General features: G+C 52.7%; 28 protein-coding genes. All 28 read right to left on the minus strand.

Annotation, left to right across the window (positions count from 1 at the left end):
• Position 1: 1 nt before the first annotated feature.
• Entirely contained in the window at positions 2-2,059 is a 2,058-nt protein-coding gene (locus ACY1JZ_RS18505; protein WP_462630425.1) for a chemotaxis protein CheA, read from the minus strand.
• A gap of 35 nt (positions 2,060-2,094) precedes the next feature.
• Complete coding sequence (locus ACY1JZ_RS18510) at positions 2,095-3,297, minus strand: protein-glutamate methylesterase/protein-glutamine glutaminase (protein WP_462630426.1); 1,203 nt, start codon at positions 3,295-3,297, stop codon at positions 2,095-2,097.
• 91 nt (positions 3,298-3,388) lie between these two features.
• A complete protein-coding gene (locus ACY1JZ_RS18515; protein ID WP_462630428.1) occupies positions 3,389-4,267 on the minus strand; it encodes a MinD/ParA family protein in 879 nt (292 codons plus the stop codon).
• Positions 4,260-5,525 (minus strand): flagellar biosynthesis GTPase FlhF, encoded by a 1,266-nt coding sequence (gene flhF, locus ACY1JZ_RS18520; RefSeq protein ID WP_462630429.1) that lies wholly within the window; start codon positions 5,523-5,525, stop codon positions 4,260-4,262. Before flhF ends, ACY1JZ_RS18515 begins: the two co-directional genes overlap by 8 nt.
• Positions 5,522-7,555 (minus strand): flagellar biosynthesis protein FlhA, encoded by a 2,034-nt coding sequence (gene flhA / locus ACY1JZ_RS18525; protein ID WP_462630430.1) that lies wholly within the window; start codon positions 7,553-7,555, stop codon positions 5,522-5,524. Before flhA ends, flhF begins: the two co-directional genes overlap by 4 nt.
• A 35-nt stretch (positions 7,556-7,590) precedes the next feature.
• Positions 7,591-8,685: a flagellar biosynthesis protein FlhB gene (gene flhB / locus ACY1JZ_RS18530; RefSeq protein ID WP_462630431.1), complete on the minus strand. Its 1,095-nt coding sequence runs from the start codon at positions 8,683-8,685 to the stop codon at positions 7,591-7,593.
• Positions 8,686-8,698: 13 nt separating this feature from the next.
• Positions 8,699-9,490, minus strand: coding sequence for a flagellar biosynthetic protein FliR (gene fliR / locus ACY1JZ_RS18535; RefSeq protein ID WP_270171840.1), 792 nt, complete (start codon positions 9,488-9,490; stop codon positions 8,699-8,701).
• Between the two features lie 14 nt (positions 9,491-9,504).
• A complete protein-coding gene (gene fliQ / locus ACY1JZ_RS18540) occupies positions 9,505-9,774 on the minus strand; it encodes a flagellar biosynthesis protein FliQ (RefSeq protein WP_270171841.1) in 270 nt (89 codons plus the stop codon).
• Between the two features lie 22 nt (positions 9,775-9,796).
• Positions 9,797-10,552 (minus strand): flagellar type III secretion system pore protein FliP, encoded by a 756-nt coding sequence (gene fliP, locus ACY1JZ_RS18545; RefSeq protein ID WP_270171842.1) that lies wholly within the window; start codon positions 10,550-10,552, stop codon positions 9,797-9,799.
• The gene (locus ACY1JZ_RS18550) at positions 10,549-11,163 is read right to left on the minus strand and encodes a flagellar biosynthetic protein FliO (RefSeq protein ID WP_462630435.1); all 615 of its coding nucleotides are present in this window, start codon (positions 11,161-11,163) and stop codon (positions 10,549-10,551) included. Before ACY1JZ_RS18550 ends, fliP begins: the two co-directional genes overlap by 4 nt.
• A gap of 6 nt (positions 11,164-11,169) precedes the next feature.
• Positions 11,170-11,532, minus strand: a complete 363-nt coding sequence (locus tag ACY1JZ_RS18555) for a response regulator (protein WP_270171844.1) — start codon at positions 11,530-11,532, stop codon at positions 11,170-11,172.
• An 18-nt stretch (positions 11,533-11,550) separates the two neighbouring features.
• A complete protein-coding gene (fliY, locus tag ACY1JZ_RS18560) occupies positions 11,551-12,816 on the minus strand; it encodes a flagellar motor switch phosphatase FliY (RefSeq protein WP_462630436.1) in 1,266 nt (421 codons plus the stop codon).
• Positions 12,806-13,807, minus strand: coding sequence for a flagellar motor switch protein FliM (fliM, locus tag ACY1JZ_RS18565; RefSeq protein WP_462630437.1), 1,002 nt, complete (start codon positions 13,805-13,807; stop codon positions 12,806-12,808). Before fliM ends, fliY begins: the two co-directional genes overlap by 11 nt.
• 135 nt (positions 13,808-13,942) lie before the next feature.
• Complete coding sequence (locus tag ACY1JZ_RS18570; RefSeq protein ID WP_462630438.1) at positions 13,943-14,425, minus strand: flagellar basal body-associated FliL family protein; 483 nt, start codon at positions 14,423-14,425, stop codon at positions 13,943-13,945.
• The gene (locus ACY1JZ_RS18575; RefSeq protein WP_462630439.1) at positions 14,422-14,649 is read right to left on the minus strand and encodes a flagellar FlbD family protein; all 228 of its coding nucleotides are present in this window, start codon (positions 14,647-14,649) and stop codon (positions 14,422-14,424) included. Before ACY1JZ_RS18575 ends, ACY1JZ_RS18570 begins: the two co-directional genes overlap by 4 nt.
• A gap of 84 nt (positions 14,650-14,733) precedes the next feature.
• Complete coding sequence (locus ACY1JZ_RS18580) at positions 14,734-15,555, minus strand: flagellar hook-basal body complex protein (protein WP_462630440.1); 822 nt, start codon at positions 15,553-15,555, stop codon at positions 14,734-14,736.
• A 96-nt stretch (positions 15,556-15,651) separates the two neighbouring features.
• Positions 15,652-16,035, minus strand: a complete 384-nt coding sequence (locus ACY1JZ_RS18585) for a TIGR02530 family flagellar biosynthesis protein (RefSeq protein WP_462630441.1) — start codon at positions 16,033-16,035, stop codon at positions 15,652-15,654.
• Positions 16,032-16,604, minus strand: coding sequence for a flagellar hook capping FlgD N-terminal domain-containing protein (locus ACY1JZ_RS18590; protein WP_462630443.1), 573 nt, complete (start codon positions 16,602-16,604; stop codon positions 16,032-16,034). Before ACY1JZ_RS18590 ends, ACY1JZ_RS18585 begins: the two co-directional genes overlap by 4 nt.
• Before the next feature lie 16 nt (positions 16,605-16,620).
• Entirely contained in the window at positions 16,621-17,976 is a 1,356-nt protein-coding gene (locus ACY1JZ_RS18595; protein WP_462630444.1) for a flagellar hook-length control protein FliK, read from the minus strand.
• Positions 17,977-18,033: 57 nt separating this feature from the next.
• Entirely contained in the window at positions 18,034-18,795 is a 762-nt protein-coding gene (locus ACY1JZ_RS18600) for a MotE family protein (RefSeq protein WP_270171858.1), read from the minus strand.
• Positions 18,796-18,846: 51 nt separating this feature from the next.
• Positions 18,847-19,293, minus strand: coding sequence for a flagellar export protein FliJ (fliJ, locus tag ACY1JZ_RS18605; RefSeq protein WP_270171860.1), 447 nt, complete (start codon positions 19,291-19,293; stop codon positions 18,847-18,849).
• An 8-nt stretch (positions 19,294-19,301) separates the two neighbouring features.
• On the minus strand, positions 19,302-20,621 hold the full coding sequence (gene fliI, locus ACY1JZ_RS18610; RefSeq protein WP_270171861.1) for a flagellar protein export ATPase FliI: 1,320 nt from the start codon (positions 20,619-20,621) through the stop codon (positions 19,302-19,304).
• Positions 20,608-21,447: a FliH/SctL family protein gene (locus ACY1JZ_RS18615; protein WP_462630445.1), complete on the minus strand. Its 840-nt coding sequence runs from the start codon at positions 21,445-21,447 to the stop codon at positions 20,608-20,610. The genes fliI and ACY1JZ_RS18615 overlap by 14 nt, the downstream gene beginning before the upstream one ends.
• On the minus strand, positions 21,440-22,453 hold the full coding sequence (gene fliG, locus ACY1JZ_RS18620) for a flagellar motor switch protein FliG (RefSeq protein ID WP_270171863.1): 1,014 nt from the start codon (positions 22,451-22,453) through the stop codon (positions 21,440-21,442). Before fliG ends, ACY1JZ_RS18615 begins: the two co-directional genes overlap by 8 nt.
• An 11-nt stretch (positions 22,454-22,464) precedes the next feature.
• A complete protein-coding gene (gene fliF / locus ACY1JZ_RS18625) occupies positions 22,465-24,039 on the minus strand; it encodes a flagellar basal-body MS-ring/collar protein FliF (RefSeq protein WP_462630446.1) in 1,575 nt (524 codons plus the stop codon).
• 46 nt (positions 24,040-24,085) lie between these two features.
• Positions 24,086-24,370 (minus strand): flagellar hook-basal body complex protein FliE, encoded by a 285-nt coding sequence (gene fliE, locus ACY1JZ_RS18630; RefSeq protein WP_500862388.1) that lies wholly within the window; start codon positions 24,368-24,370, stop codon positions 24,086-24,088.
• A 49-nt stretch (positions 24,371-24,419) separates the two neighbouring features.
• The gene (gene flgC / locus ACY1JZ_RS18635; RefSeq protein WP_462630447.1) at positions 24,420-24,881 is read right to left on the minus strand and encodes a flagellar basal body rod protein FlgC; all 462 of its coding nucleotides are present in this window, start codon (positions 24,879-24,881) and stop codon (positions 24,420-24,422) included.
• Positions 24,882-24,883: 2 nt separating this feature from the next.
• Entirely contained in the window at positions 24,884-25,300 is a 417-nt protein-coding gene (gene flgB, locus ACY1JZ_RS18640) for a flagellar basal body rod protein FlgB (protein ID WP_462630448.1), read from the minus strand.
• Between the last annotated feature and the right edge of the window lie 2 nt (positions 25,301-25,302).

Here is a 25,302-nt window from a genome sequence, read left to right on the forward strand (position 1 = left end):
CCTATTTGATGAGTGCGTTCGGATCAATAATTAGAGCGACCTGGCCGTCCCCGAGGATGGTAGCTCCCGAGATCGTCGGTATGTTCGTCAGATAGCCGCCAAGCGACTTCAGAACAATCTCGCTCTGGCCGATAAATTCATCCACTACAACTGCGCCCCACTTGTCGCCCTTGCGAATCACGACAATCTCTGATTCTTCCTCCAGATCCTCGTCGAAATCGGGAGATTCCAGAATGCGGCTAAGGGACAACACCGGAATGATTGCGCCGCGGAATTCAATCATACGATTACCGTGAATTTTACGTATTTGCTGACGCTTGATCACAGCCGTCTCTACAATCGAGGAGAGCGGGATGGCGTACTTCTCCGAGCCTAGCTGGATAAGCATGGCCCAAATGATCGAGAGCGTAAGCGGCAGTTGGATCGAGAAGGTCGTGCCATGTCCGTATCTAGAGCTTACGCTGACACTGCCGCCGAGCGATGTGATCTTCGTCATAACGACATCCAGACCTACGCCTCTTCCCGATATATCCGAGATTTTGTCTGCCGTACTGAAGCCTGGAGCAAACAGCAGCATGTACACTTCCTCATCGGTCAAGCTGGCTGCCTTGTCGGCCGTTACCACGCCGTTCTTGATGGCGATGCCGAGCACCCTCTCCCTATTGATGCCGCTGCCGTCATCCTCAATCTCAATAAAGACATGGTTACCGCTATGGTACGCACGAAGATGTACCGTGCCGGTCTCCGGCTTGCCTGCGGCAATCCGCTTCTCGATGGACTCGACACCATGGTCAACAGAGTTGCGAAGCAGATGAACCAGTGGATCGCCGATCTCGTCAATGACGGTACGGTCGAGCTCCGTCTCCGCGCCTGTAATAATGAGATCCACTTTCTTATCCAATGATTTGGCAACATCGCGCACCATGCGCGGGAACCGGTTAAAGACCGAATCGACAGGCACCATCCGCAGCTTGAGAACAATGTTTTGCAGATCGCTGCTCACCCGCGTCATATGCTCAACCGTCTCCGTCAAGTCCGCACGCTTCACCTCGCTTGCCAGTTGCTCCAGCCTTACCCGGTCAATCAGCAGCTCACTGAACAGATTCATCAGCGCATCCAGGCGCTCAATATCAACGCGTATCGTGCGGTTTACTGCTCCGCCAGTAGCAGCAGGGCGCTTGGCCGGCGCTTGACCCGTCTTCTCCGCGGATGCAGCAGGCGATGATGCCGGAGCAGCAGGCGCAGCCGAAGCTGCCGTCTCAGCCACCTGCGGACGGGACAGCATGCCCAGCGATTCCTCGTCCATTGCAGTAACTTCCGCTTTTTCGACCTCGGAGACATTGGCAATATGCTTCTGCAGCTCATCTCCTGGTAGTTGAGATATGTAGAATACTGTAAACGAACGATCGAACTTGTCCTGCTCGATGTCCTGTACTGGCGGCACAGATTGTACAACTTCACCATGACGCTCCAGCAGATCAAACACCATATAGGCGCGCGCGGCTTTAAGAATACAATTTTCCTCAATCAATACCTGGATATGATAGACCTGATGACCACTCTCCATCGACTGCTTCAGAACAGAGGCCTGAAATTCATCCAGCATGGACGGTGCGCGGCCTTCCTGTGGAGCTGCTGCTGGTGCAACCGCTGGCGCTGCGGAAGGTGCTGCGGTGTAATCTCCTTTGACGATCGACTGCAACGAAGCTACAATTGTGCTGACATCCGCCTGTCCTGTACCGCCGCCTACAATATCCTGCACCATGCCTTCCAGAGCGTCCAGCCCCTTGAACAACGTATCGAAGATAAAGCTGTCCATTTTAAGCTTGCTGTTGCGCACCAGATCTAGCACGTTTTCCATTTCATGCGTCAATGAAGCCAGATCCTCAAAGCCCATTGTTGCCGACATGCCCTTCAGCGTATGCGCTGAACGAAAAATGACCTGAACGATGCTCAAGTCTTCCGGGCTTCCTTCCAGTTGAAGGAGGTTTTCATTAAGAGACTGCAAATGATCATTGGATTCATCGATAAACATCGATAAATAGGCGTTCATATCCATAGCTTCTACACCTCCAAGAGTATAATCACGAGCTGCTATGCCCTTCGATCCACAACACTGACCAGAAAACCAGCTATTTCCTGCAGCGGCAATACGGTGCGAGCTGCCCCTGATTCTATCGCGGAGCGCGGCATTCCGAATACGACACAGGTTTCTTCCGCCTCAGCAACAGCAGTCGGAATTCCTTGATCCACAAGCTGCTTCATCGCCTTCGCTCCGTCGCTCCCCATCCCTGTCATAATAACGGTGTGTCTGCGCAGCTTCGGATAGGCAAGCAGCGATTCAAACAACACATCCACGGATGGCCGATGGCCGTTACGGGGCGGGTCCTCGGAGAGCTGAATATAGAATTGTCCTCCCCGCTCTGACAGTTGCATATGGTATCCGCCTGGAGCTACGTACACCGTTCCAGCCTTCACCTGCTGTCCTTGCTCCGCTTCTACCACATGCAGCTTGCTGAAGCTGTCAAGACGCTGAGCAAGTGAACGGGTGAATTTGGGGGGCATATGCTGAACGACTAGCACGGGTGCCGGAAAATTAGCCGGCAAATCGGCGATCAGTTGATGCAGCGCTCTAGGCCCGCCCGTCGAAGTGCCAACAGCCACAATGTCACTGAATTCCCCAACAAATGAAACAGCAGGTCGTGCAGGCGGCTTAATCGGGGCCTTGGCAGGCACAGGTTCAGGAACAGATGGTCGTGACTGCTGCCCCCGAGGAGCGATCTTGTCACCTTGCTTGGGCGTCCGACTAGCTGGCGCAGGGCGAGCTGGCTTCACTCCTCTTGCCTTCTCGGGAGGCTCGACGGATTTGGCCGGCGGCCGAACGGGCGATGACGGCTTGCTGGCCGTCAATACGGCAGCCGTCATTTTTTCGAGGAGACTATGGCCAACCTCCTGGGCGCTTACCGTCGTCGACGGCTTGCGGATAAAATCGAAGGCCCCAAGCTGGAGCGCTTTGATCGTCTCGCGAGTCCCATCCTCGCTGATGCCCGATAGCATGATGACTGGCGTTGGCCGAGTCTTCATAATTTGTTGAAGAGCCTCCAAGCCGTTCATCTCCGGCATTTCCAAATCCATCGTAATGACATCTGGTTTATGCTGCTGCAGGGCCAGGAGCGCCTCAGCACCTGTCTTGGCTGTAGCAGCCACGGTAAATTGCTTGTCCTGCTCGATCAGATCACATATAATCTTGCGCATAAAGGCCGAATCATCAACGACAAGGACGCGATATGGAGCCATCTGTATTGCCTCCTTTGTGCCTTGACTATGCAAGTTCAACTCTTATTTTTGTCTGCCCACAGCGATGAGAAATCATCGCTAGCCTAACTCCTTATATTTTGAACCTCAGCATCCGCTGGAGGAACCCTTTGATTCCTGTATTTGCGTCTGCCGGACGATCACTCTCATTAAGAAAATGTCGGGCGATCATATCAATGCATTGCGACGCTTCACTCCCGGGGTAAGCCAGTGCAAATGGAACCTGTCGCTTGACCGACCGCATCACATTGGCATCATCCATGACGATCCCGAGCAACGGCACCTCCAACTGCAAAAATTCATTAGCAACCATCGCAATCTTGTCTGCTGTCGCCTTGCCTTCTTTGGTATCCGCTGCGCGATTGACCACCAGCTTGAAGGCCACCGAATGATGCATGGAATTAACCATCTTCATTAACGCGTAAGCGTCCGTAATCGAAGTTGGTTCAGGTGTTGTCACGACGATCGTTTCTTGGGCTGCTGCGATAAACTTGACCGTCTCCTTGGACAGCCCCGCTCCGGTATCAAACAATATGACATCATAATGACCTGTAAGCAGGCCGATCTGATCTCCGAAATAGTCCAGCTCCTCGCGCGACAGCTCCAGCAAGTCCTGAAAGCCGGAGCCCCCGGCAATAAAATCGATCCCGCTGTCGGCATGCTGCACAATCTCCCAAATCGTCTTCTCCCGCTTCAGCAGGTGATAGAGATTGTATGGAGCAGAGAACCCCATCAGCACATCGATGTTCGCCATTCCAATATCTGCGTCGAATACGAGCACCCGTTGCCCGCGGCGCTGCAACTGCAACGCGAAGTTAAGGCTGAAATTGGATTTCCCCACACCGCCCTTGCCACTGGTTACAGTGACAATCCGTGTCGTTCGCAAGCGCTCGGCACTCTCATTTTCGCGAGCAGTTATTAATTTTCTTAGCGATTGGGCCTGATCATTCATTAGCCCACTCCCCCAGTAGCTGGTCAACATAGCGTTGTACATCGAACGGCGCAATGTCCTCTGGAACATTTTGACCGCTGGCAATATAGACAGGTCTGAGCTGATGCTCCAGTACGATGTTCAGGATGCTGCCATAGCTGTCGGTCTCATCGCTCTTGGTGAACAGCACCTTGTTAATGCCATACTCCGCGAAATTCCGAGCGACGATATTCATATCCTTACTCTTGCCTGTCAAGCTGAGCACAAGATACGTATCGCTGTCGATTCGCCCTTGAATGAGACTGTTGACCTCTGACACATACAGCTCATTACGAAAGTTGCGACCTGCCGTATCCATAAAGATCAGATCGCGATCCTCCAACTGCTTGAACGCGCGCGACAGCTCCAGTGGGGAGAATACCACCTCCAGTGGTACATTCAAAATATTGGCATAGGTGCGTAATTGATCAACGGCCGCAATCCGGTATGTATCGGAGGTAATGAAGCCAGCTCTGCGCTTATGCTGCAATGCCTGTTCAGCCGCAAGCTTGGCTATGGTCGTTGTCTTCCCTACCCCTGTCGGTCCAACAAAATGCAATATGCGAACCGACGAGGTAATACCCGTCGTCTGAAAGGGAGCGAGCCATTCCACCAGAATGCTTCTAGCCGCCTTCCAAGTGGCCTCGGCACTCCATTCCGTACTGTAGCCGTCCGTTGTCGCAATCTCTTCAAGCAGTTGATTCACCCGTTCTGACGCGACTTCCTGCAAGATGAGACGATCGTAGAGACTTTGCATCGGGGCAGGCCGGGAAATGGGATGGGTCTGCTGCCTCGAGAAGCCGATAATCATCTGCTTCATCTGCCGTATCTCCTCGGCAAGCTCTGCATCCGTCTCCGGCTTGTGGAAGGACTGCGGCTGCTTGGCCGCAGGTGTGGGAGAGGATAGCGCTTGCGGCGGCTCTTCCCGCTCCTCCTTCCTTAGCTGAGCGACTACAGTTGCTTTGGCAGCCGTCTCCTCCTGCATCGCGGAATAGACTGGCGGCTGAGCCGGCGGACGATAGGCCTGCTGTGGCGCAATAGGACGGGGCGGCTGCTTGCTGGGCTTCTGCTCCGATTCGATGGCGGCGATAACCTCCATCCTTTTCTTGCGGAACATGCCCATAAATCCCCCAACACGAATTTCCTTCGTGTTCAAGATGACGGCATCGTTGCCAAGCTCGCTGCGAATTAGCGATAGCGCATCAGGCATTGATTGAACGACATAGCGTTTCACCCTCATAGATTCACCACCCCGACACTTTGAACTTCAACACTTGGTTCCAACTCGCTGTAGGACAACACGGGCACATCCTGCATCGTTCTCTCCACAAGCTGCCGCAGATACATGCGGATCGTAGGCGATGTCAGCACAATCGGCTGCGTACCAGACTGCGCCTGACGGGTGACCTGCTCACTTAGCTTGGAGTAGATCTGCTGGGTCGTTACTGGGTCAAGCGCCAGATAGCTGCCCTGATCCGTTTGCTGCACCGCCTCCGCAATTTTCTTCTCGATCGTGGGAGCGACCGTGATGACCTTGAGCGGATCGCCTCCTGCGGCGAATTGTAGCGTAATTTGGCGCGACAGCGCCTGGCGGACATATTCGGTTAGAATGTCCGTGTCCTTCGTATAGCTTCCCTGGTCAGCCAGCGTCTCGAATACCGTGACCAGATCGCGAATCGAGATTTTCTCCCGCAGCAGCTTGACCAGCACCTTCTGAACATCTCCGATCGTCAGGATGGACGGGATCAACTCATCCACCAGGGCAGGATAGTTCTCTCTCACATTATCGATCAGCGCCTTCGTCTCCTGTCTGCCGATCAGCTCATGCGAGTGCTTCTTGATGACTTCTGTCAGATGCGTCGCTACGACAGATGGCGGATCAACGACCGTATAGCCGGACAGCTCTGCCCGCTCCTTCATTGCCTCATCCACCCATAAGGCCGGAAGTCCGAAGGCAGGCTCCTGAGTCTCGATACCTATAATCGAGTCATCATCGAACCCTGGACTCATCGCCAAATAGTGGTTCATGAGCAATTCGCCCCGGGCAACGATATTTCCTTTAATTTTTATTACATATTCATTCGGTTTCAGTTGAATATTATCGCGGATCCGAATAACCGGGACCACCAGACCCAATTCGAGTGCGCATTGCCGCCGGATCATAATGACCCGATCGAGCAGATCTCCACCCTGCTGCGTATCCGCCAGCGGAATGAGACCATAGCCGAACTCGAACTCAATCGGATCAACCTGCAGCAAGCTGATGACACTCTCCGGGCTTCTAACCTCTTCAATCTGCTGCTCCTCGACCATCAGTTCCTCCTCCTGCTGGCGCTTCACGAGCGAGCCCGACATCTTCCAGGCAGCAAAGGCCAGCAGACCAGCTAACGGCAATGTCGCTAGCGGGCCAATCGGTGTGAACAGACCGAGCAGCGTAATCGTGCCCGCTACAATGTACAGCAGCTTGGGATGGCGGAATAACTGACTCGTCAGATCAAAGGCCAGATTGCCCTCGGATGCTGCGCGCGTTACGATCAGGCCCGCTGCTGTCGAGATCAACAGCGCTGGAATCTGGCTCACCAGGCCGTCGCCAATCGTCAGAATCGAATATTTGCTAATTGCGGTCTGGAAATCCATGCCGTGGATGGCCATACCTATAACGAAGCCTCCGAGCAAGTTAATGAATAGAATAATAATGGATGCAATCGCATCCCCCTTGACGAACTTGCTCGCACCATCCATTGCACCGTAGAAATCCGCTTCACGCTCGATTTTTTGGCGGCGTTCTCTGGCCTGCTGCTCATTAATCAGTCCTGCATTCAGGTCAGCGTCAATACTCATCTGCTTGCCCGGCATCGCATCGAGCGTAAAGCGAGCCGCAACCTCGGCAACGCGCTCAGAGCCCTTGGTGATAACGATGAACTGGACAACTACCAGAATCAAAAACACGACAAAGCCAATCGCGATCTCTCCACCTGCAACGAATTGCCCGAAGGTCTCGACCACTTTCCCCGCTTCGCCCTCCGACAAAATCAGGCGGGTGGTGGAAACGTTCAGCGCCAGCCGGAACAGTGTGGTGATGAGCAGCACCGCTGGGAAAATCGAAAATTCCAGCGGACTTTGTGTATTCATTCCAATCAATAAAATCATGAGCGCTGCCGATATATTGACTATCAGCAGTACATCAAGCAGCACGGCCGGGATAGGAATGACCATCATAAGGACGATGCCTATAATGCCGATCAATATGGACATATCCTTCAATCGCATACTGCCCTACCTCTTTCTACCTTGACATGTTAATCTCACTTCGTCTTGCGCTTGAGCTTGTACACATAGGCCAGCACTTCTGCAACCGCTTGAAACAGATCTGCCGGAATGGTGTCCCCAATCTCGGCTCGCTCATAGAGCGCACGCGCAAGCGGCTTGTTCTCCATCATGACGATGCCATGCTCCTTGGCTACTTCACGAATCTTCAGGGCTACATAATCCATACCCTTGGCAATGATGACCGGGGCCTCCATCTCAGTGCCGTCATAGCGGAGCGCCACTGCAAAGTGGGTCGGGTTCGTAATAATCACATCCGCCTTGGGCACCTCCTGCATCATCCGTTGCAGCGCCATCTTGCGCTGGCGTTCACGAATGCGGCTCTTGATCAGCGGGTTCCCCTCCGTCTTCTTATACTCATCCTTGATGTCCTGCTTGGACATGCGCAGCTTCTTCTCATAATCGAATCGCTGGTACATGTAATCCGCCAATGCAAGCACAACGAGCAATGCGCCGATCTTAATGCCTAAGGAGAGGGTAATGGAAGCGGCAAAGGAAAAGATCTGCTCTAGCGGCACGGTGCCGAGCGCCAGTATATGATCCTTCTCCCCCCACAGCGTCGTCCATACGACCACGCCTATAACAAGCAGCTTGAGGATGCTCTTCGCAAACTCCACCAGCGAACGCATCGAGAATATATTTTTGAAGCCCTCCACCGGATTGAGCTTGCTGAACTTGGGCATCAGCGGATGACCGGTGAACAAAAAACCAATCTGCACATAATTGCCGAGCAGACCGACAACAACTGCGATCCCGAATAGCGGAGCCAGCAGCATGAGTCCTTCTAGAATCATGTTACGAAACATGAAACCGACATTGCCCAGCGTAATATCCATCGTGATCCGTGATTCAAACGTGCTGCCGAACAAGCCGAGCAGCCGTTCCTTATAGTAGCCGCCAAACATCATAAAGCTCATAAACACGAACAGGAGGATAAAAGCGGCCGGCACCTCCATGCTTTTGGCGACCTGGCCCTTTTTTCTGGATTCCTGCTTCTTCTTGGGTGTCGCCTTCTCCGTCTTCTCCTGGGAGAACAACTGCAGATTGAGCGATAAGCGATATGGCTGCTGCATGAGACACCTCCTCTTACGGAGTCAGTTGTTGCTGCAGACCGGCAAGCAGGTTCTCCAATGCAGTGAACATATAGCCGAACAAATGTCCAATCAGCGAGGAGAAGCTTGGCATGAGGAGAGCCAGCATAAACAGTCCAACTAATATTTTGAGCGGAATGCCGATGACAAACACATTAAACTGCGGAGCCGTTCTTGCCAGAAACCCAAGACCCACATCCGTCAAAAACAGCGCGACCACAAGCGGAGCCGAAAGCTGAAGCGCCAGCAGACTTACCTGGCTAAAGGTCACCACCAGAAATTCGCTCACATGCCCCTGCTGTATCTGACTGAACAAATTATTATCAAGCGGCAGCCAATCATAGCTCTTCATAATCGCCATGAGCAGATAATGATGACCGTTCATGGACAGAAAGAGCAGCATCACGACAATAAACTTGAAGTTGCCGAGCAGCGGAACGGTAAAGCCTGATACCGGATCCATCACGTTAGCCATCCCGAAGCCCATCTGCATATCAATGTAGCCGCCAGCGATCTGGACAACGGTGACGAACAGGTAAGCGACAAAGCCAAGCAACAGCCCTGTCAGAACCTCGCGGATCACCATCAGAACATAGCTGGCATCTAAGGCAACGGTCTCTTGCACGCCATAGACCAGATAGACTAGAATTGCGACGAAAAAGCCCAGTCCAATCTTGAAGGAAGCCGGAACGTTGCGGGTAGAAAAGACCGGAGCAACGACGAAAAACGATGTGATTCGACAAAAGATCAATAAAAAAATAGGGAATGCCTGCAGCATAAGCTCCATTCGTCATTCACGGCCTATCCAATATATTTATCCAGATTGCTGAGCAGATTGTACGCGAAATCGACAATTGTATTCAGCACCCAAGGACCAAACAGCAGCAATGCAATCAGCACGGCGACTATTTTCGGAACAAACGCCAGCGTCTGCTCCTGAATCTGTGTGGTGGCCTGAAATATACTGATGATCAGACCAACCAGCAACGCGAGCACCAGCATCGGAGCACTGGCCTTGAGTACAGTCCAGATCGCTTGCCCTGCCAGCCCGACAATAAAATCCGAGCTCATGATGTCGCTCCTTCCAACCTAGCTAGGTATTGACAAATCCTCTCAGCAATGACTGAATGACCAGATACCAACCATCTACCAATATAAACAGCAATATCTTAAATGGCAGCGAGATCATTACTGGAGGGAGCATCATCATCCCCATCGCCATCAATACGCTGGCAACCACCATATCAATGACCAAAAATGGAATAAAGATAATAAAACCCATATTAAATGCACTCTTCAGTTCGCTTAGCGCATACGCCGGTACGAGCACTGTGATCGGAATATCCTGAACATTGGCCGGCGCCTCGGTCTGCGTATATTTCATAAATAGCTGCAAATCCTTCGGCCGGGTATGCGAGATCATAAACTCCTTCATCGGCTTGGCAGCCTCTGAGAGCGCCTCGGTCTGTGACATTTCCCCCTTTAGATACGGTTGTAGTGCTACTTCATTGACCTGTCCGAGTGTAGGAGCCATAACGAAAAAGGTAAGAAACATCGCAAGCCCTACAATGACCTGGTTCGGTGGCATCGTCGGTGTACCGAGCGATGTGCGGACGAACCCAAGTACAATTACGATTCGGGTGAAGCTGGTCATCAGCACCAAAATCGCCGGCGCTATGCTTAGCACCGTAATTAACAACAACAGGGAAAGTGCGGAGCTTCCCGGCTGCTCATCCCCGTTGCCGATCTCAATGTTGATGCCCGGAAGAGGATTGGCAGAAGCATGGGATGAGAGCAGCGGAACCATCAGCAGCAGAAGCATTAGTAATAAAGCTAGTTTCTTGTTCATTCATCCCTCGACTGATTCTTTGTGAAATGGGTTGGGTCTAGCGCATCCTTCATCTGCTGTTTGCGCTCCGTGCTGCGCTGCAGCTTATCCTGCAGCATATGCTCAAAGGAGGAGGCGCCCTTATTCCAATGTTCCTCGGAAAGCTCCTCTCCCTGGCTCTGCTTACGGAAAGGATTCTTCCACTGGGTAATGGAAAGCAAGCTTCCGCTCCCTAGCTGCTGGTCAAGCTTATCGATGAGCTGGCGAGCCTCTAGCGGATCGTCGATTTTGTCCAGGAGCGAGATGTCTTCCCCAACACCGACAACGTATACTTTGCCTGCCAGTTCCACAACCTGGAGCGACTTGTTCTGTCCCAGCGCAACACCGCCGAGCGTCCGAAGCGAGCGGTTCAACCCATAGCTTCTGCTGCGCTGAGATAAGAACTTAATAAAAATAATGATTAAACCGATAACAAGTAAGAGAGCGATAATTACCCATATGAGACTGCCCAGCAGGTTATCATCTGCCTGCAATGGAGGGCCGTCCTGCTCCGTAGCAGCGGCATGCGCGCTCGGCCCCCATAAGGCGAGGGCCGCTCCAATGCTCAGCACAGCGGCTTGGCTTTTGCGCATCTTGGCTTATCCCAATGTTTTCTTGATTGCTTCGATAACACGGTCCGCCTGGAACGGCTTCACGATAAAGTCCTTCGCTCCGGCCTGGATCGCATCGATAACCATCGCCTGTTGTCCCATCGCCGAGCACATAATGACCTTGGCATTCGGATCAAGCTTTTTAATTTCTTTAAGGGCAGCGATGCCGTCCATCTCCGGCATCGTAATATCCATCGTAATCAAATCCGGCTTCAGTTCCTTGAACTTCTCAATCGCCTGTGTGCCGTCTTGTCCTTCTCCTACTACCTCGTAGCCGTTTTTCGTAAGAATGTCCCGGATCATCATTCTCATAAATGCTGCATCGTCTACGATTAAAATACGGTTTGCCATTTGTTATTTTCCTCCCGGTTATTGAAGTTTCTGAATACGATCCCACTGGCTGACGATATCGGTTACCCGAACCCCGAAGTTCTCGTCAATGACAACGACTTCGCCTTTGGCGATTAGCTTATTGTTGACCAAAATATCGACAGGCTCACCCGCCAGCTTGTCCAGCTCGATGATCGAGCCTTGGGACAGCTCAAGAATCTCCTTAATTTGTTTCTTGGTCCTTCCTAATTCTACAGTGACTTTAAGCGGAATGTCGAGCAATAAATTTAAGTTCGTATCATCCGCCTGTCCATAAGGCGCGCTTTGGAAATTCGAGAACTGAACAGGCTGGACATTGACATTGCGGCCTGACAATCCTCCGTATGTATTGGGAACATGCGGCGCTTGCGGCTGTGCACTATACGGCATCTCCTGTGGCGGCATATAGGCTGGCGGCTGCTGTTCGTGAAACACAGGAGCTGCTGGCGGCGGTGTTGGAGGTGCTACAGGCGCAGGTGCAGGTGCTACAGGCGCAGGTGGCGTATATGCAGGCGGCTCAGGCGCAGGTGGCGCCATGGCAGCAGGTGCAGCAGGCTCCTCCATCCCCGTCCCGCCCAGCAGGGTCGAAACCATCTCCTTGGCGAAGGTTACAGGCAATAGCTGCATGATCGTCGAATCAATCAGATCGCCAATCTTCAGATCAAAGGCAATTTTAATAAATACATCCACAGGAGGCAGATTGCTTACCCCTTCGCCACTGTTGACATCCAAAATATTAATACCTGGAGGAGAAATGTTGACGAAACGGTTGAAGATGGTTGACATCGACGTAGCAGAGGAGCCCATCATCTGATTCATCGCTTCTTGTACGGCGCTAATGTGAATCTCATTCAGGAGATCATCCCTTATTTCGCCTTCCCCGCCCAGCATGAGATCGGCAATGACCTGAGCATCCGTTGTCTTGATCACCAGCGAGTTGATGCCCTGAAAACCATCGACATAATGGACATGGACGGCAACATGCGGCTTAGGAAACTCGCGTTCAAGATCTTCTCTGCGAATGACAGATACTCGCGGTGTAGTAATATCCACCTTTTTGCCAAGCAGTGTGGACAAAGCTGTAGCTGCGCTTCCGAATGTAATATTGCCGATCTCACCTAGAGCATCCGACTCCAAGGAGCTAATATAATCCTCAGGCTTGAACTCCTGCTCTACTGCCGTCCCCTCATCACTGCCCGAGCCTTCGGCAGACTGGCGAAGCAGAGCATCAATCTCTTCCTGCGATAAATAGTCTTTACTCGTCATATTCTTCCTCTACTCCTTCGCTGACAATCTCGTCGATCTGCACGGCCAGCCGATCTTTGACGGAGCCGGGACTTCCAATAAATTTCAATTTATCGCCTACTTTAATTTGCAACCCATCGTGCACTGACCGATTGAGCGATATGACATCCCCTATCGACAGACCTAGAAACTCATGGATTGAAATGCTGGATTGTCCCAGCTCAGCGACAATATTGAGCTTGGCACGCTGTACCCGATGCTCGAGCACCTCTAGCTCTTCTGGCGCACGCATTTTTTTCTGCGATACGAACCAGTGATGCACAGAAAGCCGTGGCATGATCGGCTCGATGACGACATGCGGAATACAAAGGTTAATCATCCCTGTCGTCTCACCAATTTTCGTGCTCAGCGAGATGAGTGCAATGGTCTCATTGGGCGAAACAATCTGCATAAACTGCGGATTCGTCTCCAAGCCCTCCATGCGTGGGGAGATGTCGATGACTGTCTTCCACGCCTCCTGCAAGCTCTCGAAGGCTCTGCTGAAGATCCGCTCCATCACCGTCGTCTCAATCTCAGTCAATGCGTTAATCTTGGAGGGAGCTGTACCCTGACCGCCTAGCAGTCGGTCTACCATAGCAAAGGCTACATTGGGATGCACCTCGAGCACCATTCTGCCCTCAAGAGGCTCCGCTTCAAAGATATTCAGAATCGTCATTTTTGGGATCGAGCGAATAAATTCATCATAGGGCAACTGTTCCACCTGAACGACGCTAATCTGAACAAAAGTCCTGAGCTGAGCGGAAAAATACGTCGTCAAAAACCGGGCGAAGTTTTCATGAATTCTGGTCAGACTTCGGATATGATCTTTAGAGAAGCGGACTGCACGCTTGAAGTCATAGGCACGGATCTTCTTTTGTGTCTCTTCCTTTTTGAGCTCCTCCGCGTCCATCTCTCCAGAAGATAGCGCTGCTAGTAGGGCGTCGATTTCATTTTGCGATAATACATCTACCAATCCTCTCCCCCCTCTCAAGCGTAAACGATACCGCCGTCCTGGCTCGGCACGAATGCGTTCCGCGTAGCATTAGTAAAGATGAAGCATATATGCACTGCAACAGCTTACCTTCATTCTACTATGGCTTGCACCGATTTAATACAGAGCCTGGATAACAAAGTCTGTCACATCAATACTGACGAGCTTGCCGCTAGGAAGCTCTGGATTGATCAGATTCAACAGCTTGGCCGCCATCTCATCCTTGCCCTTGGAGCCGTTTAGCTGCTCCGGGGTCATATCAGAGAGAACGCGCAGTACAATAGGCTTCACTACAATATCTTTAACTTTGTCAAAATCCTCTTTGGCTTCCTTACTGTCCAGTTGAAAGGCCAGCGCCATGACAGCAATAAAATTTTGCTCGGCAAGATTTGTCTTAATATCACTCATCGTGCTGGTCACTTCCACCCGCTTGTCAGCCGTCAGCTTCTCAGCCTTCACACCGTTCACGCTCTGTTGAGCATCCAGTGTTTCACTGCCCGTTTTTGGATTAAAAAACTGATCATACAGGAAAACCGATACGACAGCGATTAATGTGATGGCCAATAAAATCGTAATTAGCCAAGGCAGCATCTTTTTCATGAAGAAGGTCCCCCCGTTTGCTCCATCCTTGTACCTGCTGCCACCAGTCCAATCTGACGCAGATAATCTATGATTCTCGATTGAATCTCTGACGCGCTCTCCTTAGCAACCAGCTTTTTGCCGGTTGTCAGTGTAATTACCGTATCTGGTACCTCCTCCACCGTCTCGATCAGCAGCGCATTAATGAACAGCTCTGTGCCGTTTAAGCGTGTCATCGCGATCATGGCTTGCCTCCTGGTCCTGTGACCCTGCAGGAAAGCCGTGCTAGGTTAACCGCCAGCTAGGCTCCCTGCAGAATCAACGATATGCTATCGTTTCAAATTAACAACCTCTTGCAAAATTTCGTCAGAGGTTGTGATGATCCGTGAATTGGACTGAAAGCCCCGCTGTGCAACGATCATCTCGGTGAATTCAGAGGTCAGATCGACGTTGGACATCTCCAGATGACCCGCAATCAGCGCTCCGGTTCCTGCCTCAGCATTATTGGCTGCGACGACCTCTAACGCTCCTTCTGGATTGGCGTTGGACGTCATGCGGTACAGATTCCCTCCAACCTTCTCCAGACCGGCGGGATTGATAACCCGCACCAGACCGATCGCAATGCCTGTATCCGCCGTTGTTCCATCAGCATTAACCGCCACAATCGATCCATTCTGTCCGATGGTGAACGCTGTTATCGCCGCATCCAGTACAATCGGCTCGCCGCCTGAACTAAGTACGAAGCCACCGTCGCTCGTAACGAGCTGACGGTTCCCATCCAGCAAGAAGTCGCCTGCCCGAGTCAGAAATGGCGTCTCCTGTTCAGCATTCATGCGAACGGCAAAAAATCCATCGCCATCAATCCGCAGGTGAGTCGGCAGGTTAGTCGTCATATCACTGCCCGGCGTATGCATGACATTAATAGAGGATACCGTTACGCCAAGACCGATCTGCTTGGCGTTGACCCCCCCACTTGTACCATCCACTGGAGCGGTCACACCAGAGACAGTCTGGCTCAATATATCCTTGAACATGACTGTGCTGGCTTTGAACCCTACCGTATTCACATTCGCAATATTGTTTCCGATGACGTCCAGCTTCGTTTGAAAACCTCTCATCCCGGATACGCCCGAATACATGGATCTCAGCATGTAAGATTTCGTCCTCTCTCATCGTTATTGCCGTGCATTTCATCCTTGGCTGCTTCTGTCGATCCACAGCCACAGCCCCCGTGAAGGTCCGGCCGCTTATGAAATGACAATGGCGCTATCAATCTGTGTAAATACGTTATTTGACATCCCTTGCCCTTCCATCGCCGTAACTACGGTACGTGAAGGAACGTGGACAATCATCGCAAAATTTCGGTAGATGACCAGCGAATCCTTGGCTCCTTTGGCCTCAGCCTGGTCGATGGCGCCTGCAATCTTATCTAGCTGCTCCGGCTGCAAGGCAATGCCGCGCTGACTCATACGCTGCTTGGCATGAGAGCTGAATTTGAGTACATTCTCATCCAGCAATTCCTGAAAATTGGGCTTGCTGTTGCCTATGGCAGGCGGCGATACAGGGGACAAGCGAGATCCCATTAAGGCAGCGCCCGGATACAACTGGCCTACGCTCAATCTGTCGCTCATCCGGCCACAACACCGCCTTCCTCCGCAGCTTGCTGTGTCGTCTGTGCCCCGCTCTCTGAAGGCTGTTGGTCTTCCGATACAGTCGATGCCTCCGGCGTCTGTGGCTGCTCAGGCTGCGGCTGCTCCGATTGTGGCTGCTCTGCCGTCATCTTGATCGACACGATATCGTCCACGTTGACCTTCATGCTGCCTGATGTTGCGTATTGCTTGCCGTCCTTGATGGTAATCGAATCGACCACACCGGAGACGAGCGTCTCCTTGCCGGCCGAGTCCTTCTCGTACCACTCGATCGTCTTGCCGATCATTGATGATGCAGATCCCAGGCTTTGCCGCAGCAACGCCAGCTCACCAGACATATTCATCAATTGCTCGACTGAGGAGAACTGTGCCATCTGGGCAATGAACTCACGATCCTGCAGCGGACTCATCGGGTCCTGATACCTTAGCTGGGTGACCAGAATTTTCAGAAACTCGTCTTTGCCGAGTGTCTTCTCTCCATCCTTTTTGGCTGCCGTCTGCACATTATTCGCGTTGTAGTTCGGCCACACATTGTTTGTCGAGATGCTCAATTTATTCACCTCCGGCTCAAGCTGTTACATTAATGCCTGTTCCGTCATTCAACTGCTCAGCGAGCCGCCTGAATTCCGTCTCAAAGCTCTCTTCCGTTACTTGCTCTGCCTGAGCATGCTGCTCAGAAGGATGCTGCTGACCTGATCCCTGCTGCTGGCGGCCATCCTGGAATTGATGCTGGCCTGGCTGCGGCGTCTGGGATACCTCGAGACGTTCGACCTGCAAGCCTTGCGCCTGCAATGCTGATCTTAGTTGAGCCATCTGGTTTTCAAGCATGTCCTTGGCCAACTTGTTATCGGTCGTAAACAATGCGGTCAACTGCCCGTTGTGCAGCGTCAGCTTGATGTCTACCTGTCCCAGATGCTCCGGGTACAGGGAGATGCGTGCCTCCGAAGCGCCCTTCAGACTGCTAAGCTGCATCTGCTTGAACAGAAAGCCCTCCATCTTCTCCGCGAACTGATCGACCGGGACGCTCGGAAGCGTTGGCGCCTGAGCAGGAAGCTGAGGTCTAAGCGGTTCGGTTGATGCAGACAAGTGCACCACGGTATTTGTCTGCGCCTCTCCAGAGGCCGTCTGCGCTGTTGTGTGATCCTGGAGCGCAGCGCTAGCGCTGCCAGCCTCGGCGGCATGTCTAATGGACGGATGGTAGGAAGCTTGCCCCAGACGGGCGAGCATGGACTGGCTTGTTGGCTGATTAGCTGTCTGCAGGGTTCCGCCCTTCAGATCGAGCTGCTGCTCCTGCGAGTCGGAGGTCGCTTTGCCTGCGTTGGTGTGCAGCCATTGCTTTAACGTATCCAGCTTGTTCTCCAGCAGCAGCACGAAGGCCTGCTGAGCCTGGTTCGATGCCCCCTGGCGCATAATGGTACCCAACTGCTGGATGACCTCGAGCAGCTTTGCTTTTACTCCAGCAAAACCAGCTACGGCCTGCGCTCCCTCGCTTGTTTCTTCCACCCCATTGGCTTGAACAGTCGACTGCTGCATAGCTAACGTTGCCGGCTGCGCGAGCATCATGCTGAATAACAGCACCTGCAGGTCACCTAGCAGCTCCTCCAGTGGAGCCGTATCGACCGTCTGATCATCCGACTGCTCCATCTGCTCCAATTCGCTTGCAATATCCGACAGCAGCTTCAATAGCCCCGTCTGTTCCTCCCCTTTCACAGCAAGGTCGCCCTGCATCATCAACGCACTTAGCGCATTGCTGCTGGTGGACGCCTGCTGCGCACCACTTGGCGCCACGCCAACCACTTGTACAAGCATCTGCGTGAACGACTGGCTCCCGCCATCCGGTGATGCAGCTCCCTGCTGCGAGCCGATAAGGCCAGGAAGCGGTGCTGCTGAAGCGGCTACGATTGGTCCTGCGGGCATTTGCATATGATTCACCTCCCTTCTGTATAACAGAATTGTTCCTTATCATGGCAGGATGATCGACTATGTCCCAGAGCCGGTTTTCGTTGCCGCCTGCTGCTGCGTTCCCGTTTGCTGTTGTGCTCCAGAGCTTTGCCCGGTAAGCCTTTTGACCCTTGCCTGCAGCGCTGCGAGCTGCTGGTCCTTGGCCTCAACGGAATCCTTCATCATCACTGTAGCATCAGCAGCAACCTTAGGCGTCATTTTCGCCATAATTTTGGCACGATCCTCTGTCTTCATCCCATTCAGTATAAGCACCATCTCCTCCAGCTCCATATTCTCCAGAATCGGGGCGGCCTTGCTTGGCGTCATCTTCGTATACATCGTCGCAAGCTCCTTGATCTGCTGCGAATACTGCTCGTCACTTTGCTGCTGCTGCTCTGACTGCTTGCTGAGCTCCTCTACCTTCTTCTCCAGCTCGGCAATTTTCTGCTCCTGCTGCGTGCCAGCGTCTTGCGCTTGCTTCAGCTCACTCTCCTTGGCCGCCAGCTTCCCTTGCAGCTCCTTAACTTGCTTGCTAGGCTCCTCCGCCGTCTGCTGCTCCTCGCCTTGCTGAGCGGATGCGGAAGCCTTCTCGTTCGCTTCCTGCAGCTCCTTCATTTTGGCGGGACCGTTAGGCAGCATGGAGCCAACCCAAGGGATCTGGTTGCCTACATCGAGCATCTTGCCCCGTATATCCGGGCTGAATACTGCCAGCAGCGCCGCCAGCAATAACACGGTAAAGAGCAATGGCGTTAGAAAAAACAGCAGTCTCTCAAATATGCTATAGCTTTTCTCTTCTTCCATATCAGCTATGCGATCCCCCTCCGCCTCCGGTGTCTTACAGCGCTGATAGAGCTATCTGGCTGCTGCCTTGAAACGGACGGAAGCCATTTCATCCAATTCGTTCTGTTCCTTTAGCATAATCATTTGAGTGAATGCTCCAAATGCATTCTCCTTGGCCTTCAGCCACACCTTCTCATCCATCATTTTGGAGGATAGATGGCCCTTGCTACGCTCCACCTCTTGCCTTGCCTCAGCAACATCAGACCATTTCCTGTTAATCTTCTCCTCCAGATGCTCCAGGTATTGATGCACCACGCGAAGCTCAGCGAGCGCAATCAGGGAGGCGGAAGCATTAGCGAGCTTGTCCTGCCAGTGCCGCTTCTCGGCTTCCAGCTCCTTCAGCGACTGTTCCTCCTGCTGCAGCTTGCCCACCGCCACAGACAGCATCCACTCCGCCTGGGTTTTTTGGCTCGTCTTCAGATCGACGATTTTTTGATAAGGATACCGGTATTTTGCCATTGCAATACTCATCTCCTATAAAAATCAATCATGAGGCGCTGCTTCGCTTCTTCAAAGCTGACCTTTTCCTTCGTCTTCTGCTGTGTAAAGCCTCGAATCATATCGATGTATTGAATGGCACGATCAATCTCCGCATTGGAGCCGGACTGATATGCTCCGATGTTGATCAGATCCTCCGAATCACGGAAGGTAGCCAGCAGGCTCTTCAGCTCATTGGCGGCATCCTGATGCTCCTCGTCTACAATTTCCTTCATGACGCGGCTCACCGATTGCAGCACATCGATCGCCGGGAAGTGTCCCTTATGAGCCAATGCCCTGCTCAATACGATATGCCCGTCCAGTATGCCGCGCACTGCGTCAGCGATGGGCTCATTCATATCATCACCATCGACCAGCACTGTATAGAAGGCTGTAATCGAGCCCTTCGGGCCGGTGCCCGCACGCTCCAGAAGCTTGGGCAGCTCGGCGAATACCGAAGGCGTATATCCTCTCGTAGCCGGCGGCTCGCCGATCGCAAGCCCAACCTCACGCAGCGCCATCGCATAACGGGTGACCGAGTCCATCATCAGCATCACATTAAGCCCCCGGTCACGGAAATATTCCGCAATCGTCGTCGCGATGAGCGCCCCCTTCATCCGAATCAGTGCTGGCTGATCTGAGGTGGCCACAATAACAACAGAGCGAGCCAATCCCTCCGGGCCAAGGTCCTTCTCAATGAACTCCAGCACCTCGCGGCCGCGTTCCCCGATCAATGCAATGACATTGACATCAGCGGACGTATTGCGCGCAATCATCCCGAGCAGTGTGCTCTTGCCTACGCCTGAACCGGCGAAGATGCCCACACGCTGCCCGCGCCCTACCGTCAGTAATCCGTCAATTGCACGCACACCGATGCTCAGCGGCTCTACAACCCGCGGTCGCATCAGTGGATTGCTCGGCGCATTATGCGTGGAATAGTGCGGCATACGAGATGGAATATGCGAGCCATCCAGCGGTTGCCCCAATCCGTCCAGCACCTTGCCGAGCAGCTCGGAGCCGACCTGAATCGTCAGCGGCTTCCCCGTGCCGACCACATCGCAGCCCGGGCCGATCGAGTGCAGGTCACCAAGCGGCATCAGAATGACCTTATTATTGCGAAAGCCGACAACCTCCGCTTTAAGCGGCTTCGATGACTTCGCAGGGTAGATATAGCACAGATCGCCCACGCTGGCATCAGGTCCTTCTGACTCGACAGTAAGACCGATGACCTGGGTCACCTTCCCGTTGACCCGAACCGGATCAATCGATCTCAGATGATCGACGTACCGATGAACATCAAGCAAGCTCATTCTGCGCCCCCCGCTCTTCACCCTGAACTGCAAGTTGCAGCAGCTCGCGCTTGATCTCCTCCAACTGCGTATCGATGCGCGCATCGATACTGCCGTACATGGAGCGAATGACGCAGCCATGATCCTTAATGGTCGCATCCGGCAAAATTTGCAGCTCCGCCTGCGAGTCGATAACGAGCTCAAGCTCCTCACGCGCCGCCTGAATGAAGGCGAGCTGACCCGGCGCTACGCAGAGGGTGATGACGCCCTGCTCTCGCCTGCGGGAGAGTGACTTGACGACGAGCTCCAGCGCCCACTCCGGCGACTGATTCAGTTGCCGACCGATGATCTTCTCCGCGATCGCGCAGCTTAGCTCCACCAGGAAAGGCTCCGCCTCCTGAATGATCTGCTCGCGGCTGCCATATGCTTGCTCCAGCAGCAGCTTCGCTTCATTAATACGCTGCTCCCATTGCCGGAAGTTATCCTCCTCCGCATGGGCCATCCCTTCCTGATAGCCTTGCTCGTAGCCTTGCTTACGTACACTCTCGGAAAGCTGCTCGTCCTCAGCCCTCTGCTCGCCCCACCATTGCTCGATCTGGCTTCTGGCATCATCGAGCATCTGCTCTGCCTGCCGCTCCGCCTGCTGCAGACGCTCTGCGGCGAAGGCCTCGGCGTCTGCAATAATCTGATCCCGCAGCTTGCCAGCTTCGACCTCCTCCTCGCTAGGAGGAGGGGGCTCGCTTGATTCTTGTAGTGAATGCGGCGCTGACGCATAGCGTTTCTCTGTCTGGAACCGCAACAGTTCCTCTACCGCAATGACATGCGAAGATTTGATCAGATTAGACAATGATGTCGTCACCTCCACCGCGAGCAATAATAATCTCGCCGGACTCCTCCAGTCTACGAATTGTAGCGACGATACGTGTCTGTGCTTCCTCTACATCACGCAACCGAACTGGCCCCATAAATTCCATTTCTTCCTTGAACGTCTCTGCCATCCGCTTCGACATGTTGCGGAAGATCGCCTCCCGTACTTCCTCACTAGCCACTTTAAGCGCAAGCTGGAGGTCAGCATTCTCAATATCGCGAATAATGCGCTGAATGGAACGGTTGTCGATATTGACGATATCCTCGAATACGAACATCCGCTTCTTGATTTCCTCCGCAAGCTCGGGGTCCTGAATCTCCAGTGAGTCGAGAATCGTGCGCTCTGTCCCCCGGTCGACGCCGTTGAGGATCTGCACGATCGATTCGATGCCCCCAGCCGTCGTATAGTCCTGAGTAACGGTCGCGGAAAGCTTCTGCTCCAGCACTCTCTCTACCTGAGCGATGACCTCAGGCGAGGTGCTATCCATCAGCGCGATTCTGCGCGCAACATCCGCCTGCTTATCCTGCGGCAGCGATGACAGAATCGCTGAGGATTGATCCGGCTGCAGATACGACAGCACAAGCGCAATCGTCTGAGAGTTCTCATTCTGAATAAAGTTCAATATCTGTGTCGGCTCTGCCTTGCGGGCAAAATCAAACGGTCTGACTTGCAGCGTAGCGGTCAGACGATTGAGCACCTCCATCGCCTTCGCTTCCCCAAGCGCCTTCTCCAGAATCGTCTTCGCGTAGGCGATGCCGCCTTGAGAAATATACTCCTGAGCGACGCAAATCTGGTGAAATTCAGCTAAAATCGTTTCCTTCTCGGAGCTATCTACCTTGCGGACATTGGCAATCTCCAGTGTCAGTTGCTCGATCTCCTCTTCACGCAGATGCTTGAATACTTGGGCAGATACTTCAGGTCCAAGAGTAATGAGCAGAATTGCTGCCTTTTGTCTTCCTGACAAGCCTTGCATTGCTTTTGCCAATATCTCCACCTCTATTCATCAACAAGCCATGTCCGAAGCAAATTGACAAACTCCTCAGGCTTGTTCTTCACTAGCTGCTCAAGCTGCTTGCGCGCCTGACTCTCATTCGTCTCGATATCCAGATCAATCGTCGGGTATTCCATAACCGGCTGTTGTTCCAGATACTCCTCTTCCATCTGATCCCTGGCAGCTTGACGACGACGGTTAATCAGGTATACAGCACCTGCGCCCAACAGCAGCGCGCCAACTCCAATACCCGCCATCCACGGCCAGCTCAGGCCGGCTGATGCCGCTGCTTCAGCAGAACCAGCAAATGGTTGCGCAAATACTGAAACCTTTCTTGCCATCAAAGCGTCATCTTGTATGTTCTGTCCTGAATCGGACAACTGCGCTCTGACGAGCTGTGTCAGATAATTCGTAATATCCTGCCGCTGCGCATCGGTCAGCTCATTCGTCTCGATCCCTACACTTACGGACAGATCCTTGACAACGAATGGCCCGGAGACAATCTCATTGGTGACACGGCTTACGTCATAATTGGTGGTTCGAGAGTTTTCTTCACTGTTGGTCGATGTTCCGTCCGTTCCTTGATAGCCCGGAACATCAGTCTCGCCCGTACCAACAACACCGCCATTGGCATTATCCTGACCCGTAGATGAACGACTCGTCTCCGATTCACTAATGACAATGCCACGGTTATCATTATCCTCCAGCGGCTGCACGAGCATCTGCTTGGAGCTCTTCTGGTCGAAGTTAAGCGTAGTGGCTACACTGATGACGACACTGTCTGAACCGTAGAACCGACCCAGGAACTCCCGGATATTACGCCGAACCTCGTCCTTGAACTTGCGTTCGATCTGGAACCGTGCATCATAGGGCTGCGAGGAGCCGCCAGCTCCGACCAGCTTGGATGATGGGAACAGCTCGCCCTCTTGGCTGGATATTGTAATATTCTCAATATCGAGATTCGGTACTGCCGTCTTAACAAGATTATAATACCCGTCAATGGCCTCCTGAGAGGGACGATAAGCGGGCTGAAACGTTAACACGATCGAGGCCCAAGAAGGCTCCTGACCATTCGGATTAATAAACACCTGTTCCTCGGGCAAAGTAATCAGCACATTCGACTTCTGTATCCCTTGCATGCTGTTAAGCATCCGCTGAATTTCGCCGTTTAGCGCATTGCGGTACATGACATTGAACTCATTATCCGTTCGGCCAAAGGCCGAGGAGCCTTGTCCGAAAGCGTCAAAGCCGATTGAGCCGTTCTTGACCAGACCTTCCGAGCCTACGCTTATTCTGACTTTGGATGCATCTGCCGCCGGAACCGAGATCGTCGATCCGCCGCCGCCGAGCTGATACGGAATGCCGCTGCTATCCAGGCTTTTGGTGATTGCCGCAGCATCCGCTGCATCAAGGTCCTGGAAGACCAGTTCATACTCCGTGCGCGAAAAGATCAGAACCAGTAACACGATCGCTACCAGGAAAAAGCCAAGTGTTGCGCCAAATAGCATCCTCTTCGTCTTGCTTAATTGATTCCAATACAAAGAAACACGCTCTCTGTAATGAGCGACCTTTTCTTTCACAATTTCACCCCACCCAGCTGCTAGCCAATTTGAATACTCTGTCTAATTACACCTGCATCCGCATCATTTCCTGATAAGCCTCTACGACTTTATTACGGATCTGAGCGGTGAGCTGCAAGCTGAGCTGAGCTTGCTCGGAGATGATCATAACTTCCGAGACATCTGCCTGTCCGAGTATAAAACGATCAGTCACATTATGTACGGCCTTCTCTTGAGCGTTCACACTATCGATCGCCTGCTTCAGTACTTCGCCAAAGCTGGCGGTTACCTCCGATGGCGCGATCGCCGCTTTCTTTTGTACTCCAGGCTCTAGGGAGAGCGGACTTGCCATCAGGTTGATCTTGTCAATCACTTCAATCCCTCCAAATGATGACTACTAGTTATTTGCCAATCTCCAATGCTTTGGCGAACATGGATTTCGTTGCGTTCAGCGCAGTTACATTCGCTTCATAGGAACGGGTAGCCGAAATCATATCCACCATTTCCTTCAAAACATCTACATTCGGCAGCTTCACATAACCTTCCGCATCCGCATCAGGGTGGCTGGGATTATAGACCAGCTTGGGAGGTGTACGATCCTCCATGACTTGTGCCACCTTCACCCCTCCTTGAGCCGGAGTACTGCTGTTGCCGCCGTTCATCTGGCTGCGCAGCGTCTCCGCAAAGGATGGACGAATCGGTTCCATGACGGTCAGCTTACGGGTATACGGTTCAAACTGCCCATTCACTACCTTCCCCCTTGTTGTCTCGGCATTCGCAATGTTAGAAGATATCACATCCATTCGAAAGCGTTGGGCCGTTAAGGCCGAAGCACTAGCGTCAAATCCGTTCGATAATCTCATTGTCAGCCTCTCCCCTCGATTGCTGTACGCATCATTCTAATGTCGTGACTTACCTGTTGTATGAAGACGTTGTAGCGAATCTGATTTTTGGCGAGCAGTGACATCTCACGATCAATATCCACATTGTTCACATTGTTGTTCATCACTGAGACCTCATCCGTCTCTACTCCTATTCGTAGAGGCTGAATGCGTTCCCCTGTCCTGTTCAGATGCAGCGGGTTCGTCCGTTTCATTGGTAGCTTAGCCCCATCATTGCTACTCATTTCCTGCTCCAAATAATTCTCAAATACGACTTCCGACCGTTTGAAATAGGGCGTGTCCGAATTGGCAATGTTGTTGGAGATGACTTGCTGACGCAATTCTGCCGCTCGGATAGCCCCGTTCAAACGCTGAAAATTAGAACCGTTTAATACATTCACGA

It is taken from the genome of Paenibacillus sp. J5, assembly GCF_054955055.1.